The organism is Exiguobacterium sp. s127 (genome assembly GCF_018618695.1).
GTDB lineage: Bacteria > Bacillota > Bacilli > Exiguobacteriales > Exiguobacteriaceae > Exiguobacterium_A > Exiguobacterium_A oxidotolerans.
Genome location: NZ_JACSMO010000005.1, coordinates 1 through 18953 on the forward strand (window position 1 = coordinate 1; position 18953 = coordinate 18953).

At 47.8% G+C, this 18953-nt stretch carries 16 protein-coding genes and 1 other annotated feature; of the genes, 11 read left to right on the top strand and 5 right to left on the bottom strand.

Annotation, left to right across the window (positions count from 1 at the left end; translation table 11 throughout):
* Positions 1 to 240: 240 nt before the first annotated feature.
* A complete protein-coding gene (locus tag KNP98_RS07925) occupies positions 241 to 1713 on the bottom strand; it encodes a DHA2 family efflux MFS transporter permease subunit (RefSeq protein WP_214767340.1) in 1473 nt (490 codons plus the stop codon).
* A gap of 179 nt (positions 1714 to 1892) precedes the next feature.
* Here KNP98_RS07925 and KNP98_RS07930 point away from each other — a divergent pair, with 179 nt between their 5' ends.
* From KNP98_RS07930 to KNP98_RS07970, 9 genes are all read left to right on the top strand, one after another.
* Positions 1893 to 2801: a TetR/AcrR family transcriptional regulator gene (locus tag KNP98_RS07930; protein WP_088836727.1), complete on the top strand. Its 909-nt coding sequence runs from the start codon at positions 1893 to 1895 to the stop codon at positions 2799 to 2801.
* Positions 2802 to 2866: 65 nt separating this feature from the next.
* Positions 2867 to 4312 carry a SulP family inorganic anion transporter gene (locus KNP98_RS07935; RefSeq protein ID WP_029333221.1) on the top strand — a complete coding sequence of 482 codons (1446 nt, stop codon included), beginning with the start codon at positions 2867 to 2869 and terminating at the stop codon, positions 4310 to 4312.
* Between the two features lie 87 nt (positions 4313 to 4399).
* Entirely contained in the window at positions 4400 to 5227 is an 828-nt protein-coding gene (locus KNP98_RS07940) for a fumarylacetoacetate hydrolase family protein (protein WP_088836728.1), read from the top strand.
* Between the two features lie 247 nt (positions 5228 to 5474).
* Entirely contained in the window at positions 5475 to 6221 is a 747-nt protein-coding gene (locus KNP98_RS07945) for a DeoR/GlpR family DNA-binding transcription regulator (RefSeq protein WP_029333224.1), read from the top strand.
* The gene (gene pfkB / locus KNP98_RS07950; RefSeq protein WP_088836729.1) at positions 6218 to 7138 is read left to right on the top strand and encodes a 1-phosphofructokinase; all 921 of its coding nucleotides are present in this window, start codon (positions 6218 to 6220) and stop codon (positions 7136 to 7138) included. Before KNP98_RS07945 ends, pfkB begins: the two co-directional genes overlap by 4 nt.
* Before the next feature lie 19 nt (positions 7139 to 7157).
* The gene (locus KNP98_RS07955) at positions 7158 to 9092 is read left to right on the top strand and encodes a PTS fructose transporter subunit IIABC (RefSeq protein WP_029333226.1); all 1935 of its coding nucleotides are present in this window, start codon (positions 7158 to 7160) and stop codon (positions 9090 to 9092) included.
* Between the two features lie 108 nt (positions 9093 to 9200).
* A complete protein-coding gene (locus KNP98_RS07960) occupies positions 9201 to 10346 on the top strand; it encodes an FUSC family protein (RefSeq protein WP_088836731.1) in 1146 nt (381 codons plus the stop codon).
* A 63-nt stretch (positions 10347 to 10409) separates the two neighbouring features.
* Positions 10410 to 10613 (top strand) — a binding site (T-box leader).
* A gap of 59 nt (positions 10614 to 10672) precedes the next feature.
* Entirely contained in the window at positions 10673 to 12322 is a 1650-nt protein-coding gene (locus tag KNP98_RS07965; protein WP_214807743.1) for an aromatic amino acid hydroxylase, read from the top strand.
* A gap of 83 nt (positions 12323 to 12405) precedes the next feature.
* Positions 12406 to 12918 carry a pyrophosphohydrolase domain-containing protein gene (locus tag KNP98_RS07970; RefSeq protein ID WP_353048375.1) on the top strand — a complete coding sequence of 171 codons (513 nt, stop codon included), beginning with the start codon at positions 12406 to 12408 and terminating at the stop codon, positions 12916 to 12918.
* A 391-nt stretch (positions 12919 to 13309) separates the two neighbouring features.
* Here the strand turns inward: KNP98_RS07970 and KNP98_RS07975 are convergent, their stop codons facing one another.
* The 3 genes from KNP98_RS07975 to KNP98_RS07985 form a co-directional block, all read right to left on the bottom strand.
* A complete protein-coding gene (locus tag KNP98_RS07975; RefSeq protein ID WP_088836734.1) occupies positions 13310 to 13594 on the bottom strand; it encodes an MGMT family protein in 285 nt (94 codons plus the stop codon).
* Positions 13591 to 14562: a cation diffusion facilitator family transporter gene (locus tag KNP98_RS07980; RefSeq protein ID WP_214801111.1), complete on the bottom strand. Its 972-nt coding sequence runs from the start codon at positions 14560 to 14562 to the stop codon at positions 13591 to 13593. Before KNP98_RS07980 ends, KNP98_RS07975 begins: the two co-directional genes overlap by 4 nt.
* Before the next feature lie 115 nt (positions 14563 to 14677).
* Positions 14678 to 15154, bottom strand: coding sequence for a pyridoxamine 5'-phosphate oxidase family protein (locus KNP98_RS07985; protein ID WP_088836736.1), 477 nt, complete (start codon positions 15152 to 15154; stop codon positions 14678 to 14680).
* A 165-nt stretch (positions 15155 to 15319) separates the two neighbouring features.
* Between KNP98_RS07985 and KNP98_RS07990 the strand changes: the two genes are divergently transcribed.
* The gene (locus KNP98_RS07990) at positions 15320 to 16330 is read left to right on the top strand and encodes an LLM class flavin-dependent oxidoreductase (RefSeq protein ID WP_088836737.1); all 1011 of its coding nucleotides are present in this window, start codon (positions 15320 to 15322) and stop codon (positions 16328 to 16330) included.
* A 19-nt stretch (positions 16331 to 16349) separates the two neighbouring features.
* Here KNP98_RS07990 and KNP98_RS07995 read toward each other — a convergent pair whose 3' ends face one another.
* The gene (locus KNP98_RS07995; RefSeq protein ID WP_214771766.1) at positions 16350 to 17621 is read right to left on the bottom strand and encodes an MFS transporter; all 1272 of its coding nucleotides are present in this window, start codon (positions 17619 to 17621) and stop codon (positions 16350 to 16352) included.
* Between the two features lie 121 nt (positions 17622 to 17742).
* Between KNP98_RS07995 and KNP98_RS08000 the strand changes: the two genes are divergently transcribed.
* On the top strand, positions 17743 to 18930 hold the full coding sequence (locus KNP98_RS08000; protein ID WP_214801116.1) for a helix-turn-helix domain-containing protein: 1188 nt from the start codon (positions 17743 to 17745) through the stop codon (positions 18928 to 18930).
* The last annotated feature ends 23 nt before the right edge of the window (positions 18931 to 18953 follow it).

Genomic DNA, 18953 nt, shown 5'->3' on the forward strand with positions numbered 1-18953 from the left:
CGTGGGGATTCGCTTCAAGTTGTCTGATTTGATCTGGATTAAAGGTACGTCTGTTCATAAATAGTCCTCCCGTATGAATTGAATAGATACAGTATATCGATATCTCTGAACACAAAAAACCCCGAATGGGGTCTTTTATCAAGTGTCCACCATTTAGGGTTCAGTTCAGTTTCATCCGGAGTCATCGGCGTTTTCATGTCTATTCTTTTCATTCATAACGGCAGGAAGCGAAAGCTACCGTTACGCATATTTTTTTTCGGCGACCGGTTTGACGACCGATAATGTTTCCGATGGACGCTTTTTAATGAAGAACGAAAGGATTAAGGCGAACAAGGCGAGCAATGTCGCGATGAAGAACGTATCGTTAATCCCTTCGACCATTGCTTGTGTCATGATCGTTTTCGGTGCTGTCGTCGGTGTTGCGTTCGCAGCAAGATCCGTTGCGTAACTCGCTGTTCGTGATGTCATGACGGAAATGAGTAAGCCGGAACCGATTGCTCCTGATACTTGCGATAACGTATTGTTGAGTGCCGTACCATGTGGTGTCAAATGTTGTGGAATATGATTGAGACCGTTCGTCATGACGGGCATCATCACCATTGAGATTCCGAGGAAACGTAATGTGTACATGATGACGAGGAACGAATACGCTGTATCTGCCGTCAAACGACTGAAGAAGAACGTTGTTAAGACTGTCAACGACAATCCGATGATGGCAAGCACCCGGGCACCGAACCGGTCAAACAAACGACCTGTGATCGGAGACATAAACGCCATGACGAGTGCACCGGGTAACATCAAGAGTCCAGAGTGGAACGGGGAAATCCCGCGAATCGTTTGAACATAAATCGGCATCAAGATCATCGCCGAGAACATCGACATGTTAAGGACCATCGAAATCCCTTGTGATAAAGCAAACATCGGATATTTAAAAATCCGGAATTCAAGCATCGGTTCGTCGAGACGTAATTGTCGTATAATGAATGAGACGAGACTGATGACGCCGACTGTTAAGGAGCCGATGACAGCGAATGATCCCCAACCGGCTGAACCGGCTGAACTGAACCCATACAACAACCCACCGAATCCAAAACTGGACAACACGAGTGACAGGCGATCGATGCGTAAACTGCTTGTGACGACTTCTTTTTTTAGTAAGAAGAAACCAAGAACAAGAACAAGTGCAGCAATCGGTGTCACGATGTGGAACAGCATCGGCCATTCGTAATGCTCAAGGACCCAACCGGACAGAGTCGGACCGATTGCCGGTGCAAATGTGATGACGAGTCCGAAAATCCCCATCGCTTGTCCGCGTTTCTCGATTGGGAAGCCGGTGATCAAGACGTTCATTAATAAAGGCATCATGATAGCAGAACCAGATGCTTGTAACATCCGTGCACCGAGTAAGACGGGGAAGAGCTCCGTTTGACCCGCGACGATGGTTCCAATCGTAAATAAGCTCATCGCCGTTAGAAACAGCTGGCGGGTTGAGAACTTTTGGACGAGAAAGGCAGACGTCGGAATCATGATGCCGTTGACGAGCATATAGCCCGTTGTCAGCCACTGGGCCGTACTGGTTTGAATATCGAGCGAAACCATAATGGAAGGTAAGGCGATATTTAATAGCGTCGAGTTGAGGACGGCAACGAACGCGCCTGCCATGAGGACAGCTAAAATAAGATAAAGTCGAGATGATTGCTTGGTTGATTGCATTTCGTTATGCTCCTTTTATACTACGTGTCTAATTTGTTATACTTCAATTCTACAACTTAGCTATCTTACCGCCTGAAGCAAAACATTACAAATTATTTGCTTTATACACTAAAATAAAAAAGATTGAGGTAAAATCGAATGTACTCAAAAAGATCTTTTACTAGAAGAGGGATTAGAAAATGAACCCAAAAAAGAAACAACTCCTGGATGCTGCATATCGTCTGTTCGTCGAAAAGGGATACCAGTCCACATCGATTCAAGATATTCTCGAGCATAGTAATGTCTCGAAAGGGACGTTCTATAACTACTTTTCATCGAAAAACGAATTGTTCATCGACGTATTTAACGTCGTCTTTGAAAAAATGCGTAATGTTCGAAAAGACATTTTGGTCGGACGCGACGTGTCGGATTATGAGACATTCATCCAACAAGGTAACTGTTACCTTGAACTGATGCAAAAATATAAGCTCTATACCTTGTTTGAAGAAGCTGTCGCTTCGAACGAAAAAGAACTGAAGGCGTTCATGGAAAAGAACCGATTACTTGAAATCGAATGGACCTATCACCGGATGCGTGATTTGTTTGGCGAGGAAAAAGCACCATACTTGCTTGACTTCGCCGTCCTTTATACAGGGATGCTCCAATACGCGATGTATTTTTTCCGTCAATCGGAAAAAAATACACAACCGGAGCGGGTCGTCCGTTACGTCTTTAATCGGTTGACACATTTCGTCGACGACGTCAGTCGAACGGAAGAACAATTGATTCCACCACGTTTCCTCTCCGTTTGGCTCGATCGTCCGCAAGATGAGGTCGTCATCCGGAAAGAACTGTTCGTAAAAACAAATGAACACATGAAACGGTTGATTGGCTTGTCGGCGATTTCAGACGCTTCAAGGGAAGCACATAACGAAGTGCTTGATTTTGTCTATGAAGAACTGCTCGAACGAAAAAAACCAAAAATTCATCTCCTCCGTCGTGCCCTCGATACGCTCGACGAGGATCCAATCTTCTGTGGACAGGACATCATGGCGACGTATAAAGAAATGGTCGATGAAATCGTGATGATCCGGACAAAATCACAATGAGTCTTGTTTGCGTCCCAAAAAGGTACTATGATAGGAAATAGACAAAAAAAGAAATGAGGAATTATATGTTTTCACAATGGAGAAAGGAATGGCTGCTGCAACCTAAAACAGACATTCTATCTGGAATCGTCGTCGCCTTGGCACTCGTTCCGGAAGCGATCGCCTTTTCCTTGATTGCTGGCGTTAACCCGATGGTCGGGCTGTATGCTTCCGTCATTATTGCGATCATCATCTCAATCGCCGGTGGTCGACCGGGAATGATTTCAGCTGCGACAGGTGCGATGGCACTCGTCGTCGTCCAACTCGTCAAAGATCATGGCGTCGACTATTTACTCGCTGCCGGGATTCTCGCCGGGGTCATTCAAATCGTGCTCGGTTTTTTAGGCGTTGCGAAATTACTTCGCTTCATTCCGCGTTCCGTCATGGTTGGTTTCGTTAACGCGTTAGCAATTTTAATTTTTTCGGCACAACTGCCGCAGTTCGAAGGACAAAACTGGATCATGTACGCAATGGTCGCAGCGTCGCTCGCCATCATCTTAATTTTCCCGCGCTTTACAAAAGTACTGCCGGCACCACTCGTCGCGATCACGATTATGACGATTTTGACGGTCGTCTTTTCACTTGATACGCGCGTCATCGGTGATATGGGACAAATTTCTGCGTCACTACCGAGCTTTTTCTTACCGAACGTTCCGTTTTCACTCGAGACGTTACAAATCATTTTCCCGTATGCCTTATCACTCGCTTTCGTTGGTTTGATCGAGTCACTCTTGACGGCACGAATCGTTGATGAGATGACGGATACGACATCAAACAAGGCGACGGAATCACGTGGACAAGGAATCGCAAACATCGTTGCTGGATTCTTTGGCGGGATGCCGGGCTGTGCGATGATCGGTCAATCGGTCATCAATGTCACATCAGGTGGACGTGGTCGTCTATCGACCTTTACAGCAGGAGCATTCTTGATGCTGCTGATGGTCACGATGAATGACTTATTAATGACGATTCCGATGGGGGCACTCGTCGGTGTCATGTTCTTTGTATCGTATGCGACCTTTGATTGGGGTTCATTCAAAATGTTGAAGAATTCACCGAAAAGTGACTCTGCTGTCATGCTCGCGACAGTCATCGTGACGGTCTTGACGGATGATTTATCGATGGGGGTACTCGTCGGAATCTTGCTTGCAGCGATTCTCTTTGCGTCAAAAATTTCGCGCATCAACATGACACGTCGTGTTGAAAACGATCAAGTCACGTATCAAATCAATGGACCGATTTTCTTTGCCTCGACGACGACATTTACTGAACAGTTTGATATCGTAGCCGATGCACAAATGAAACAAGTCGTCATTGACTTTACGAACGCCCATTTATTTGATGATTCCGCGACGGAAGCAATTGAAACGGTTGTCTTGAAATATCAGGCAGCAGGGACGAAAGTAGAACTCGTTGCATTAAATGAAGAATCACAAGCATTAATCGATCGGTTAGCGCACCGGATTGCATAATGAAGGACCGTCAGGATGAAAATCTTGACGGTTTTTTTGTATACATGACCGGGTGAACGGTATACTAAGAAAAAAGGGGGAGTTTTCATGAAATGGTTTCGATTTGAACAAGAAGGACGGGAACGGATTGGTGTGGAGTCGGACGGACACCGGTATGACGTGACGACACAAGCCTATACGGATTCATTGCTCGAAGTCATCACACGGGGGTTTGAGATGGATGTTGATTTAGACATCGCACCATTGATTACAGAAGATGTCCGCTTGCTCGCGCCGTACGTTCCGATGCGTAACGTCATTTGTGTCGGTAAAAATTATGCCGACCATATTAAAGAAATGGATACGGCAGGGGCAGGGAAATTTGTATTGTTCACGAAGGCGCCGAGTGCAATCGTCGGGCCGTTCGATTCCATTGAACGCCATGCTGATTTAACGGATCAGCTGGACTATGAAGGCGAACTCGCCATCATCATCGGGACGACGGGGCGTGATTTGACACCTGAAAATGCACTGGACCACGTTTTTGGCTACAGCATCGTCAATGATGTGACGGCGCGTGACCTTCAAAAAGAACACGTCCAGTTTTTCCGCGGGAAGTCGCTTGATGGTTTTTGTCCATTCGGTCCCGTTATCGTCACGAAGGATACGTTTGATCCGACTGACGTCCTGGTCGAGACGCGTGTCAACGGGCAAGTGCGTCAATCCGGTTCGACGAAGTTGATGATTCGTGACATCGTGACGATTTTGACGGAAGTCTCGCGCGGGATGACACTCGAAGCAGGAGATATCATTGCGACAGGGACACCAGCTGGCGTCGGTCATGGGATGAAACCACCAGTATACTTACAGACAGGGGATATCGTCGATGTTTCGATTGAAGGAATCGGTCACCTTCGCAATGAAGTAAAGGCATAAAGCACAAACCTAACTGAAGTTGAAAGGCTGATTTACCTGTCTTTATAAACCGTTCACTCGTTGAACGGTTTTTTTTTATAAACCGTCATATTGTGACCGTTTTTGATGTATAATTAGTATGAAATCGACATTACTGTCGAATAAAGTCGTAAAATGAATGTTTTTTAGAGAAATAAATAAAAAAATGAACGTTTTTGGTTGATTTTTAAATGTAAACGCTTTATATTAAAGATGCGGAGGGAAACCAATGTTAACGAAAAAACGTCATCAGCTGATTCTTGAGCTACTCGCTCGAGAAGAAGTCGTCAAAATGCAGACGATTGTCGAACGGACGGGAGCTAGTGAATCGACCATCCGTCGCGATTTATCACAACTGGAAACTGCTGGTCACTTACGCCGTGTTCACGGGGGAGCGACGGCAAACCATCTGCAGATTGATGAGCCGAGTTATGTCGAGAAAACAGATCGTTTCGTCGATGAGAAAAATCAAATTGCCCGAGCGGCGGCTGATTTAATCGAAGACGGCATGTATGTCTATCTCGATGCTGGAACGACGACGCTTGCCATCGTTCCTTATCTCGAACAGAAGGCGATTACGGTCGTGACGAACAGTCTTCCTCTTGCGAATACGTTACTCTACCACCGTATCCCGACGTTCGTCGTCGGAGGGCAACTCAAGCATTCGACGCAAGCACTGGTCGGCTACAATGCACGTGAAGGAATGTTGATTTACCACTTTGATGTCGCATTTCTTGGGATGAACGGCGTTCATCCGACGCAAGGGTTTACGACACCAGATCCGGAAGAGGCACTCGTAAAGAAGACAGCGATTGAGTTAGCGAAAAAATCGTATGTGTTGGTCGACGAAACCAAGTTGGATGAAATCAGTTTTAGTCGCGTTGCACCACTTCGTGCGGCGACGATTATCACGATGGCATCGAACGAACAAACAGCGAAATACAGTCAATATACAGAGGTGGTGAACGCGAAATGATTTATACACTGACACTCAACCCATCAATCGATTATTACGTATCGTTACCGGTATTTGAGGCAGGACAAGTCAATCGTGTCGAACAAGCAGAAAAAGTAGCAGGTGGAAAAGGAATCAACGTTTCACTCGTCTTAAAAAATTATGACGTCGAGACAGAAGCACTCGGTTTTTTAGGCGGAAGTACGGGACAATTCATTCGAAGTGAACTTGAAAAACAAGGCGTACTGACAGCTTTCACACCAATTGCTGACGAAACCCGGATTAACGTTAAAATTCGTGCCGATCAAGAATCGGAACTAAATGCAGCAGGTCCAGTTATTCAGGATGCAGAACTAGAGACGCTGCTCGCAACATTCGAAACAATGCAGTCAGGTGACATCGTCGTCTTCGCCGGAAGTATCCCAAGCAGTCTTCCACATGATTTATACAAAAAAATTGCACTCTTATTAAATGAACGCGGTGTTAAATTTGCCGTCGATACAACTAAAGAAGCAATGCTCGAAGTGCTGCCGCTCGGTCCATTCATGATTAAACCGAATCATCACGAACTCGGGGAAATCTTTGATGTCGATATCACATCAAAAGAAATGGCCGTCCCGTACGCCCAACAGCTTGTCGAACGAGGAGCGGAAAACGTCATTATTTCCTTTGCAGGTGACGGGGCATTGCTCGTCAACAAGCAAGGGGCTTACACGGCGAATACGCCAAAAGGAAAACTCGTCAACTCGGTCGGAGCAGGGGATTCACTCGTCGCAGGGTTCGTTGCGAGTCATGCACTCGGACGTCCGCCGGAAGAAGCATTCCGGTACGCCGTGACGACAGGAAGTGCTTCCGCGTATTCGTTCGGATTATGTACAAAAGCAGACATCGAACGGTTATTGACCGATGTCGAAGTCGTTGAACTCATTCAATCATAATAAAGGAGTGTGACTACTCATGAAAATTACAGATCTGTTAACACGCGATACGATTAAACTGGATTTACGTTCTGATACAAAAGCAAGCGTCATCGATGAGCTTGTTGAAGTACTTGATCGTGCTGGTAAACTAAACGACCGGGATGCTTACCGTGAGGCGATTTTAGCACGTGAAGCACAAAGTACGACAGGGCTTGGTGAAGGGATTGCGATTCCTCACGCAAAAACGGCTGCCGTTAAATCACCGGCAATCGCGTTCGGTCGTTCGACAGGACTTGATTATGAAGCACTGGACGGACAACCAAGTCGCTTGTTCTTCATGATTGCAGCTGGAGAAAATGCGGACAATGCCCACCTTGAAACACTCTCGAAACTATCAGTCTACTTGATGGACAACAACTTCCGTGACACGATTCTCTCGGCTCGTTCGGAAGATGAAGTCATCGCGGCCATTGAAGCGAAGGAACGGGAAGAAGAAGGTCCTGTTGATGTGACACCGGAAACGGTCGATCAAAACGCACCTTACATCCTCGCTGTAACCGCTTGTCCGACAGGAATCGCCCACACGTATATGGCAGCAGATGCTCTCCGTCAAAAAGCGGAAGAGATGGGTGTCCGGATTAAAGTGGAAACGAACGGTTCGACAGGTGTTAAAAACGGTCTGACGGATGCTGACATCCAAGAAGCGACAGCAATCATCGTCGCTGCAGATAAAGCAGTCGAAATGGACCGCTTCAATGGCAAGCACGTCGTTGAAGTACCAGTCGCACAAGGAATCCGTAAACCAAAGGAACTGATTGATCGCGCCGTCAAACAGGACGCTCCTGTCTATAAAGGCAGCGGGTCAGGAAACAGCGGTACACCAGCACGTGGTGGATTCTACAAACACTTAATGAGTGGGGTTTCAGCGATGTTACCGCTCGTCGTCGCAGGTGGACTCTTAATCGCAATCAGCTTCTTCTGGGGAATCAACTCGTCAAACCCGGATGACCCGACGTATAACCAATTTGCAGGTCAATTGATGTCGATTGGTCAAGCCGCATTCGGTCTTTTAATTCCTGTCCTTGCTGGATTCATCGCGATGTCAATCGCTGATAAACCAGGTCTCGCACCAGGTTTGATTGCCGGTTTCCTCGCAAGCCAAGGGAATGCAGGTTTCCTCGGTGGTCTGATTGCCGGTTTCCTTGCAGGTTACGTAGTTCTAGTTCTTGTTAAAGCTTTGAAAGGTCTTCCGAAAGCTCTTGAAGGAATTAAACCAGTCCTGCTTTATCCATTGTTCGGTTCATTCATTACCGGTATGATCATGTTGCTCGTCATCAACGAACCGGTTGCAGCCTTCATGACATGGTTGACAGATTCACTTAACGGACTTAGTGGCGGTAACGCAATCCTCCTCGGTATGCTCGTCGCAGCGATGATGGCAATCGATATGGGTGGTCCAATCAACAAAACAGCATACGTCTTCGGTACGGCAGCACTTACAGCAGGGAACACGGAAGTCATGGCTGCGGTCATGGCAGGCGGTATGGTACCACCACTTCTCGTCGCGTTCTCATCAACATTGTTTGCACGTAAGAAATTTACACCGCAGGAACGTGAAGCGGGTATCGCAGCTTACGCAATGGGTGCATCATTCGTTACGGAAGGTGCGATTCCATTCGCGGCAGCAGATCCACTTCGTGTCATCCCGTCAAGTGTCATCGGTTCAGCAATCGCTGGTGCACTTACAATCGTCTTCGGCGTCTTACTTCCGGCACCACACGGCGGCGTATTCGTCTTCCCGTTACTCGACGGCCCTTCAGGCACATTGATGGCAGCACTCAGCTACGCAGGTGCTATCTTAATCGGTGCACTTGTCGGAGCGGCAATTCTCTCACTTTGGAAGAAACCGCTCGTCGATCAAGAACTCGCGAAAAAAGAAATGACATCTGGAACAGCTACAAAAGCATCGTAATCAAAACGAAATCACCCTCAGTCCGCTGGGGGTGATTTTTTTATTGCGTTTTCATGATATTAAAGGAAGAATAGAGGGCATACTTACATTATGAAGGAGGGATCAACTATGGGGGGTCAATCCTTACAAATTGGACCACGTACCATCAAAACAGGACTAGCCGTTATTTTGGCATTAGTTATTAGCAATCTCTTTAACTTAAGCCCGATTTTACCAGGGATTTCGGCAGCAACGACATTGTTGCCTTCTGTTTATCAAACATGGAAACAATTTTTAGAAGAGGCGGAGGCCAACTTGATCGGTGCCTTTTTAACGTTACTCGCCTTATGGATTCTCGGAGCGAATCCTGCGAACCCACTTGCGATCGGCATTGTCATCATGGCAGCCATTTCCATCCTGCTGGCGTTCGGATTCGGTCGGACGATTCCTCACGTCGTCTTGATGATCATCGTTATCTTGGAGAGTGTCGAAGGGGCGACAGAGCCGTTATGGCAAATCGTTTTGATACGGTATTTACTCGTGATGCTCGGGATTGCGTGTGCCCTCGGTGTCAATGCATTGATTTTCCCGCCACGGTACGGGAACGTTTATTATCAAAAAGCCTCAAAACTATTTGAGAAGCTGCTCGTCGTCACGCGGGCAATCGCTTTTGAAGGGAAGGTCGCTCCGTATCGCCCGGCAATCGATAAAATGAGTAAATCCCTACGCGAGACACAACAATTATTTAACTTGCACCGGGAGGAAGTACGAGGGACACGCCAAAAACATGTCCCGTTGCTTCGTAACATCATCATCTTACAACACATGCAGTCGTGCTTGGAACGGAGTGTCGCGACAGCGGAACGTTTCCGTGAGCGGGAACAGGCCCTGTCGAACATCGCCGATGACTTACGCAGTGAATTGTTCTACCACGTCATGCATATCGCCCAGCGGCAGGAGAAAGTCCTGTTGACGTATGATTTATTGTTGACGGAAGAACCGCTCGCGATGGAAGACTTAGTGAAAGAAAATATCGCCTTCGTTAAACATTCTTTTCTCGATCGTGATGAGCTCGAAGAAGAAGAAATCATGGAAATTTTACCGATTGTCGTCGCGATGAATGAATGGATTCAAGAACTTGAAGCTTTTGAAAAACGCCTTCATGGCGCGTTAAAACGGCATGCGACGTCATTATCGATTGAACAGAAATCAGTCCGGGACAAAACATTTAATCGGTTTAAACGTAAAAAAGCGATTGACGAAAGCCAAAAGTAAGCGTATAGTCCTTCTTAACAGCACTTTAGTTGCTAAAAGCGTAACAGCATAACAGAACGAAAGACGTAGACGAGGACGAAACCGAAGTAGAAACAATCTCCCTGTTTCAGAGAGCACGTGGCGCTGCGAACGTGTACACAGATTGAATCGAATTACAGTTTCTGAGTCTCTTGCGAAGCAAGCGGAGAAAACCGTTATCCCGTAATGAAGTGATTCGTGCGAAGCATGGATTATCAGGGTGGTACCGCGGCTTTCGTCGTCCCTGTCGGACTTGATGTCCGACAGGGACTTTTTGTTGTTTAATTTAATCCAAGGGGGAACTTCATATGTCTACACCAATCATTCCAAGTCACTTACAACCACACGTCGCACCACAGCATTACGAAGATTACACACCAACGGATCATGCGGTCTGGCGCTACGTCATGCGCTTGAATTTAAATACATTGCAACATACGGCACACCCGGCGTACCTCGAAGGGCTTGCTGCTTCAGGAATCAGCCCGGAACGTATTCCTGATGTCCGCGAAATGACGGCGAACCTCAGTCGCGGTGGTTGGGGAACGGTCGCCGTCGACGGTTTGATTCCGGGTGTCGCCTTTTTCGACTTCCAAGGACACGGTCTCCTGCCGATCGCAACCGACATTCGGAAGGTCGATAACATTCTTTACACGCCGGCACCGGACATTCTGCATGAAGCGGCAGGACACGCACCAATTTTGATGAATCCGACGTACGCTGAATTTGTCCGCCGGTTCGGTGAAATCGGAGCACATGCCTTCAATCATAAAGCAGAACATGATGTCTTTAAGGCGCTGAAAAAATTAACGATTGTCAAAGAAAGTCCATTTTCAACACCGGAAGACATCGAGCAAGCTGAAATCGCACTCGCGGAAACACGGACCCATGTCACAGGGATTTCGGAAGCCAATGAAATTTCACGCCTTTTTTGGTGGACGGTCGAGTTTGGTTTAATCGGTGATCTTAACGACCCGCAAATTTACGGGGCAGGTCTTCTGTCCTCAGTCGGGGAAAGCCGCCACTGCTTGACGGATGCCGTCAAGAAACATCCGTTTTCACTCGAAAAGGCACTCGCAACAAAACATGACGTCACGAGCATGCAAAAAGAATTGTTCGTCTGTGAGTCCTTTGAACAACTGCGTGACGCGTTAGAAGAGTTTGCACAGACGATGTCTTACGTCCGTGGTGGACGCCACGGTCTCATCAAGGCGGTCGAGTCCGGTAACCTGTCGACGCTCGTCTTTGCATCCGGTCTTTCGCTCGTCGGTGTTCCGGCAGCACAAGAAACATTCGAAACACTTGATCTCGTTCGATTTACTGGGCCGACGGCACTCGCTGCGAATGGCGAAGTGTTAGACGGCCAATCCCAGACGGAGCACCCGAACGGATTTACACTCTTGCATGGAGAAGAATTGAACGCGGTTCTCGAGCAAGTCGAAGTCGGCGAGCAACTCGAGTGGATGGAAGGGACGTTACAATTGACGGGGCATATCGCAGCAATCGAGCAAGTGAATGGAAAACGTGCCATCGCTGTCCTGAAAGACGTTCGACTAACGAAAGACGGTGTGACGGAGCAATTCGATCAACTGGATCTCGTGATCGGTGCGATTACGTCAACCTTCCCGGGAACAGAAGTCGAAGCCTTGAAACCGATTCCGGAAACCGTTGAATTTGAACGGATCGAACGTCCATTGACGGCAGCTGATCCGATTTTCGAAGCCGTCCGGTCCATTCGTGAAGGTCAGGCGAGTCAGTCGCGCCTGTCACAGCTGATTGATCAGACACTTGTCCAGTTACCGGATGCCTGGTTACTCCGGCTTGAACTGCTTGAACTGGCAGATGAAGTCGACCAACCGCGTCTCCTTGACGATCTCGAGCGCCTGAAGCAGACGTCACCGGAACGCGACGAGTTGATCACGCGTGGCATCAAGATGCTTGATCTCGTTCATGCATGAAGCGGACGTTCGAGAAATCTGTCCAAACCTGTTAAAATGAATACGGTTCATGGATGAAACGTAAACATAGGGGAGTGGACAGTGTGAAACAACCAAATTATTTTCAAGACGTGAAACAGTTCCATCAAACATTTAATCACCCGGGAGCGGAACGACCAACCCCGCTCGAACTTGAGCGTGGCATCAAACGGGCAACTTGGACGACAGAAGAAGCAGCAGTCGAGTTTCTGCATCAATCGTCTCGGGATGAAGCGGAATTTTTAGCAGCAATCGATTCCCTCAAAGCAGGGATTGACCGGGCTGTTGAAAAATCATTAAAAGAAACCTATCCGACGACTTCCGTCGAACGCCTCGTAGGTCAAGGTGATGCATTGACGGACGCACTTTACTTCATCATGGGTAGCTTTGTCGAAGCAGGGCTCGAACCGGGACCTCTCTTTGAAATCGTTCAACGCGCGAACATGGCGAAACTCGGGCCAGACGGTCAACCGATCTTCCGAGAATCCGATCAAAAAGTCATGAAACCGGACGGTTGGTTGCCACCGGAACCGCAACTCGAGGCCGAAGTGTTACGGCAGATGGATGAAAAAGCATAAGGATGGACTACGATCGAACAAAAAGAACCACTTCCGCTTAGTTAGGGAAGTGGTTCTAGTGTATAGACGAAGTGATAGCGGGAGATAAACGCGTCTTTTTTCGTTGCTTTCCTCGGGCGAGGCGCAAGCCGTTGCTCCTTGCTCCTAGCGGACAACGAGCAGGGTCTTGCATGCCTCTGACAGCGCAAGGACCTTGCACTTTTTCCCGTAGGAGTCAACGAAACGTGACGCTTTTTAGCGGGATCGTGAGAATGCAGACAGTGTAGCGCGCGTTCCGTCTTGAATCGTTTTAAACTTCATAAGTGTAACTTCAGACTGAAACCACTTCCGCTTAGTCAGGGAAGTGGTTCTTTTTTTGAAAGTGAGTAAATATCCGTCCTCTACAATCAGCTTACATTTGATAATCCGGCAGCACGAGCTTGCCGTCCGATTGAAAGACGATTCCTTCCGCTTCGAGGGCCAATTGCTGTTCAATCCCTTGCGAAATTTCACCTTTGGCGTTGACGACGCGATGCCATGGTAAACGTTCCGCCTGACTCATACTATGCAGAATCCGGACGACTTGGCGAGCGGCCCGTGGGTTTCCAGCGAGGCGGGCGATTTGACCGTATGTTGCGACACGTCCTGCAGGAATCGCACGGATGATCGTCACGACGTCCTGCGTGAAGGGGGTCATCGTTCTTCGTTTGTCGAGACGATGTATTGCTGGACTTGATCGTCCTCATCGAAGCCGATCGTGACGTCGGTGATGTCTTGTTGGATCCGGAGTTGCAGTTCGAGTCGGTCTTTAATATCGTCCGCTTGCGCTACGGTCATCGCCGGATCGATTTCAATCTCGACTTCGACGTGGAAGTGGTCACCTTCTTTGATGACTTCAAGTTTACTGATATCACGGACGTCCGGATCTTGCATGATTAAACCACCGAGCCGTGCCGCCATCGTTTCATCGGCTTCACCGAGCGCTCCGGCAGCGTTTTGCAAGAAGACGTTACCGACGACATAAAACATCATCAGACCGATGAGGACAGAGGCGATTCCTTCCGCTTGATGATAAGGTGTCACATGTGAGATGACGACGGCGATCATCGCGACGATGCCACCAGCCGTCGCGACTAAATCTTCTAAGAAGACGAGTCGTGTCGCAGGCTTCGCTTGTTTTAATGATCGAAAACTTTCGAGAATGAGACGTGGTCCTTTTGCTGTCAGTTTTGCATCGTGGGCAATTTCTTTCATCGCCTTAAAGAAGACAGCACTTTCAAGGACGACACCGGCAAATAAGACAGATAGGGTGATCCAGAATCCCGTTGACTCCGTTGGGTCGATAATATGTCCAATCCCTTCATGAATCGTTTCGTAAGCCATGATGCCGACGAATAAAATTGCGCCGAGCAGAACGAGGTTGACGAGTCGACCAAAGCCATTCGGAAAGCGTTTTGTCGGTGCTTTTTTACTGAGCGCTGAACCGATGAAGACAAAGAACTGGTTCGCGGCGTCGCCAAGTGAGTGCATCATTTCGGCGAACATCGCAACGTTTCCGGTTAAGGTGTAGGCAATGGTCTTGATGATGGCAATGATGGAGTTGACGATTCCGGCTGTTAATGCCGAACGATTTCCTCGTCGTAATAACGTAATGAATTCTCCCATGAGTGTGCTCCTTTTGTTAACAAACTATAGTAATAGTAGTAGTCTACACTAAATTGATAGGAGAGACTAGAAAAAAACCGCTCCGCACAAGGCGGAACGGCTGGATATCGAGCTATTACGTCAAATCAACGGTTTTGTTGATTTCGTTCGAGTCGTCATTTCCTGTGACTTTCTTCAGGACTTGTTTGACAGACTTAGTCGTGTTTCCCGTTTCCCAGTACTCGGCAGCTTCCGTATCAATCTTGATTAAGACGACTTTCGGATCTTCGTAGCTTGTCCCGAGATACGCTTCGTAACGGGGGCTCCATAGTTCTTTTTTGCGGGCGACATCTTCGACGATTTCTGCTTTTCCGCGAATCGAGACGTATGATTTGTCGACATAGGCGACGTTGACGCTCGGATTTTTTAAGATTTCATTGTATTTCCCGGTTTCTTTAGAAGTGAGGAACCAGAGATCGCCATCGAACTCGATATCCTGTGTTTGCATCGGACGCGAGACAAGACCTTCATCTGACACTGTCGTCAGCATCGCCGTTTCGATTTTATCGACTAATTTTTTGACCGTTTCGACTGCTTCTTGATTCGTTGACATGTACAACACCCCATCTGTTCATTTTTTTTGCTCACTTTAAGAATGTTCCCTGAATTTAAAATTGAAAACGTCATCAATGAATCAAGAAGCAGTTTTATTGCATTCCGTCGTTTCCGAGGCGTACAGTCTAAGTATGAATTTCACTTCAAAGGAGCGTTTTACACGATGAAATTAAGTATATTGGATCAATCTCCTGTCTCAAAAGGGCAAACCCCATCCGAAGCATTACAAGAAACAGTCGATCTTGCGAAAACAGCAGATGAACTTGGCTACACACGCCTGTGGGTTTCGGAACACCACTTCGCGAAGACACTGGCCGGGTCGAGTCCGGAAGTCTTGATTGCCTACATGGCAGCGGTGACGAAACAAATCCGTCTTGGTTCAGGCGGCGTCATGTTACCTCATTATAGTCCTTACAAAGTTGCGGAAAACTTCCGTGTCCTCGAAGGGCTTGCACCGAACCGGATTGACCTTGGGCTTGGCCGGGCACCGGGCGGCATGCCGCTAGCGACACGTGCCTTACAAGAAGGTTCGTCGCCACGCTTCGGCGGCGCGGACTATGGCGCACAGCTTGACGATCTCGTCGATTACCTAAAAGACGGCGCACCGGCCGATCACCGTTTCGCAGGACTCGTCGCAACACCGGAAGTCGACACGACACCGGAAGCGTGGTTGCTCGGATCAAGTGGCGGTAGTGCGTTAAATGCAGCACAACGCGGATTCGGTTTTGCATTCGCCCACTTCATCAACGGACAGGGCGGACAAGACGTGATGGATTATTACCGTCATAACTTCATGGCGACATCATTCAACGCGACACCGCAGACACTCGTCTCGATTTTTGTGACGTGTGCCGAAACGACGGAAGAAGCAGAACGGTTGGCATCCAGTCTTGATCTGTCATTGCTCTTACTCGAAAAAGGGGTTTCATCAACAGGCACACCGACACCGGAAGAAGCAGCGGCATACCAGTATTCGTTCCAGGATCAATTCCGGATTGCCGAAAACCGGAAACGGATGATCGTCGGAAATCCGGAAGACGTCGCCCGTCAATTGCAAGACCTCGCCGATTCATATGGAACGGACGAAGTCATGATTGCTTCGATGATTGCCGATAAAGAAGCGAAACAACAATCACTCCGTCTCATTATGGACGCGGTCAAAGCAACGGTTTAAATCAATCCGGACGTTCATCTCAGCTTGCTGAGGTGGACGTTTTTTCAGTTTCGGGAATCTGATCTTTTGCAAGACGTTCTGCCCGGACGTCATGCCGTAAGTGGAAAAATCCGATTCCGACCGTCACGAGTAAGCCGGATGAACTGATTGCGAGGATCAGATTGAGCGAGACGTAATCACTTAACAGGCCGAATAACAGCATCCCGATTGGTGTAATGCCCATTGCGAGTGATTCGAGGACACCGATGACACGCCCTAAGTAAGCCGGATCGGTTTGCCGTTGGACGAGCAGTTGAATCGGAATGTTTGACCGGAGAATAATGAACCCTACCGTGAAGGAGAAGATGAGAAAATAAGCAAATGTCCAGTTCGGCGGAACGATACCGAGTAACGGTAATAAAGGGGAAAGGAATAGAAACCCGACCAAAGCAACCGACTGGAACAACGTCATCAATGGACGCTTAATCGTAAAGCGGGGGAGCGCAAGCAACAGCGAACTAAGCAAAAGACCCACACCTAAAGCGGCTTCAATCGTTCCGAACTGAAATGATGTAACGTTGAGACGATCGAGCAAAATGATGGGATAGATGACTTCTAAGGCGATGAAAAAGAAATTCAACACAAGTGCCATCAAGATGAGTGTCGTCAGGACCCGTTGTTTGAATAAATAACGGTAGCCGGATTGAAAGTCTGCCCACATCGAAGGCGGGCTTTCTTCATGAACAGCGGGGATGACGCGGAACGTCAGGCGCATGTTCCACAGCGCAGCGAGAGAAAACAAGCTGAGCGGTAAGAGGGTGAAAAGGTGGATTGGTGCAAAGGCTAACAGGAAACCGGCCAGCATCGGAGCAACGATCGACGAAAGGGAACTGATACTTGAAATCAGGGAATTACCACGCTGTAATTCCGTATCGTCAAGCAAGCGGGGCAGGGAACTCATCAAGGTAACGGAGAGGAATGTCGAAAGAGCCGTTAAAAGGGCACTGACGATCATGTAATGAATCGTATGGACCGGGAAAAAGGTAGCGAAACCTGCAAATATGGCGAGTATGACGGCACTCGTCGCCTCGGTCGTGACGATGATTTTTTTTCGGTTCCAGCGGTCGGACAGCACTCCGGCAATGGGCGACAACAGAATCCGTGGCAGTGTCCCGGCGAGTAAGACGAGCGCGAATTGCAGCCCGGATGACGTTTCCCGTAATACGGTCAAACCCGCGACGAACGTAAAGAGACTCGCTGCGAACAACGAACAAAACTTACCGAACAGGAGCCGTTGTAAATTTTTCGACATCATGATTCCTCCTTTTTGTTCAATTAAATTGAACTTTCCTTTATACTAGAGGAACAGGAGATATTTGTAAATATAAAAGTTAAATTTAATTTAACTTAATCAGTAGAATGAGGTGCCGGCCATGCTTGGACAACGAATTAAAAGTTTACGGAAAGCGAAAAAAATGACGCAGTCGGATGTCGCAGACGGCATCATGACGAAATCGATGCTCAGTATGATTGAGAACGATAAGGCGACGCCGTCCTTACCGGCGTTACAAGCAATTGCGCGTCGTCTGCATGTCTCGATCGATGAGTTGTTGATTGATCCCCGGGCGATCGAAATGAAGCAGCTGATTGAAAAAATCAATGCACGAACAAACGACTATTATGCGGAAGAACAGATCGCCGACATGCTTGCACCCTATTTAGAACCGGCGATTGATTCTTACTGGCAAGGTCGAATCTATGAGATGCATGGAAACGCATTACGTTTTTCGAACACGGAACAGGGCTTACATTATTTCGATTTAGCGGAGGAAATTTACAAGCGGCTTGAATTACGGGATGAACAGATGAATGTACAAATCTCGAAAGTCTATTTCTTATTTTTCCTGCGCCGTTATGAAGAGGCGTACCGAAAGGTGGATGCGATGATGATTCATCAGGACGTCCCACTTGCACATGAAACGTTTCTTGACTATCAAATGTTACAGGCTCTCCGCGTCAGTGTGAACGAAGACAACTGGAGCCAGTCGATTGACTTTTTACGGGAAGGCATCCGTTATATGCGGGAAAAAGGCGTCTACAGTGACGTCAGTAACTATCACCGGTTGCTGGCGTTATTCTTAAGTCTAGACGGAGACTTTGAGGCAGCCGACCATGAACTGGAATTACTGGAACATTTCTTTTTATTCACGGAAGCAACAGCATTCGAGCGGATTCTTGTCGAGTTGACGAAGGGGACGATTGCCGTCCACCGAGAGGACTATGAAGGCGTCCGGTATGCGCGGGAACGACTTGTTGAAGTCAACATTGAAGCGTGTATTCATTACATCGGATACTTCGAGATCTATCTGTGTTTATGGAATGACTCAAAAGAGACACTCCCGTTTGATCTCCAAAGTGGAGTCGCTAACATTTGGCGTGGTGCACATTTATGGCAAGTTGGCGGTGAATACGATCACGCGATGATGTTATATGCGCTCGCATTAGCGATGCGCGCCGGGGTAGGGGTGGACCGTCAGGCAGAAGTGGAAGAAATGACGAAACAACTGTCACCGGGACGATTCAAACAAGAAATCGAGCAAATCTTAGCGGAATTATCGTAAAAAACAGGGCTGACGCAAAAGTC